The following is a 1,604-nucleotide window of genomic DNA, read 5'->3' on the forward strand; positions in this document are numbered from 1 at the left end:
GCCCCGGAGCGAGTCGCTCCGGGGCCCGGCGGCAGTGGTTCACGAAGGAAGGGACCGTCAGTCGTCGCCGCGCAGGATCGCGATCAGCCGCAGCATCTCCATGTAGATCCAGACCAGCGACAGGGTCAGCCCGAAGGCGGCCCGCCAAGACTCCCGCTGCGGGGCGCCCTGGGCGATGGCCTCCTCGATCGCCGCGAAGTCCAGCGACAGGAAGAAGGCGCCCAGGCCGATGCCGACCAGACCGACCACGATGCCCAGCGGGCCGGAGCGCAGGCCCATGTCGGCGCCGAAGGCCATCGCGATCATGTTGACCATCATCAGCAGCACGAAGCCCAGGGCGATCGCGATGCCGATCCGCTGGTACCGGGCGGTGACCCGGATCCGGCCGCTCTTGTAGGCGAACAGCATCGCCCCGAAGACCGCCGCCGTGCCCAGCACCGCCTGGATCACGATGCCGTTCAGCATGGTGTTGAAGGCGTGCGAGACGGCGCCCATCGCGAAGCCCTGGAGGGCCGCGTAGGTCAGGATCAGCGGCGGGCTGACGCTGCGCTTGAACGAGACCACCAGGCCGACGACCATGGCCACCAGGCTGGCGGCGATCGCGAAGCCGAAGTTCTCGAACGGCAGCGCGAACCAGGCCACCGCGCCGGCGACGACCAGCGTCAGCAGCGTCATGGCGGTGCGGGCGACCACGTCGTCCAGCGTCATCCGCCCGGTGGCCGCCGGGCCCGCCGAGGGCCCGTTGTACAGCTCGTAGAGCTGCTCGTCGGTCATGGGCTGGCCCTGCGGCTGCTGCTGGGCGTAGGGCGTACCCGCGTAGGGGTTCTGGCCGTACTGGTTCTGGCCGTGCTGGGTCCCGGCCTGCGCGGTACCGAACCCCGCGTAGCCGGAGTCGCGGGTGAAGGACCCCTCCCGCGAGAAGACCGGGTTGCTGCTTCTCATTGCTCATTCCCTCCGTGGCGGCACTGCACCGCCCATGCACAAGGGTAATGGCTTGGCAAAAATTCCGGGATACGCCGCGAGGAGGATCCGGTGAACAACGACCGGCGGGGACGCCGTCGCGCCCCCGCCGGGTGATCGGTGCCCGGAGCCGGACTCGAACCGGCACGGCCTCGCGGCCAAGCAGTTTTAAGCTGCCCGTGTCTGCGTTCCACCATCCGGGCGTCTGTGGGACCCCCTGAGCCTAGTCTCCCGGATCACCCTTTCGCATGTTCCCAGCCCCGGAAGTTGTCATGTTTCCTTGCCATCTGACGAACTGTCCGGGATTCGGCCACGAAGGATATCCGTTCCGGCCACCCGTCCGCCTCAGGGTTCACGTCATACCGCAGGAGGAGGGGGTCGCCCGCCCCTACGCCCAGCGGTGGTAGGACCAACCGTCCGGCGGAGCGACGCAGAACCATGATCACGTCGCGGAGCATGGAGGTACAAGTCCGCGAGCACTAGGAGTCCCCGTGACCACGTCGACCGCAACCGCCGTCCGCACCGGCCTGGCGGCCGCCCGAGCCACCGGCCTGAACAAGGTCTACGGGGAGGGGGAGACCCGCGTCGTCGCCCTCGACAACGTCAGCGTCGTGTTCCCCCAGGGCGAGTTCACCGCCATCATG

At 68.8% G+C, this 1,604-nt stretch carries 1 protein-coding gene, 1 tRNA gene and 1 pseudogene; 1 reads left to right on the forward strand and 2 read right to left on the reverse strand.

The genetic code is table 11. The features are described from left to right. Positions 1-57: 57 nt before the first annotated feature. Positions 58-942 carry a Bax inhibitor-1/YccA family protein gene (locus ACFRQN_RS40770; protein ID WP_074001301.1) on the reverse strand — a complete coding sequence of 295 codons (885 nt, stop codon included), beginning with the start codon at positions 940-942 and terminating at the stop codon, positions 58-60. Positions 943-1,081: 139 nt separating this feature from the next. Then, a tRNA-Leu gene (locus ACFRQN_RS40775) sits at positions 1,082-1,163 on the reverse strand. Between the two features lie 288 nt (positions 1,164-1,451). Between ACFRQN_RS40775 and ACFRQN_RS40780 the strand changes: the two are divergent. Continuing rightward, positions 1,452-1,604: pseudogene (locus ACFRQN_RS40780) on the forward strand (ABC transporter ATP-binding protein); the annotation flags it as partial.

Origin of the sequence: Kitasatospora sp. NPDC056800 (assembly GCF_042789775.1) — a bacterium.
Lineage (GTDB): Bacteria > Actinomycetota > Actinomycetes > Streptomycetales > Streptomycetaceae > Kitasatospora.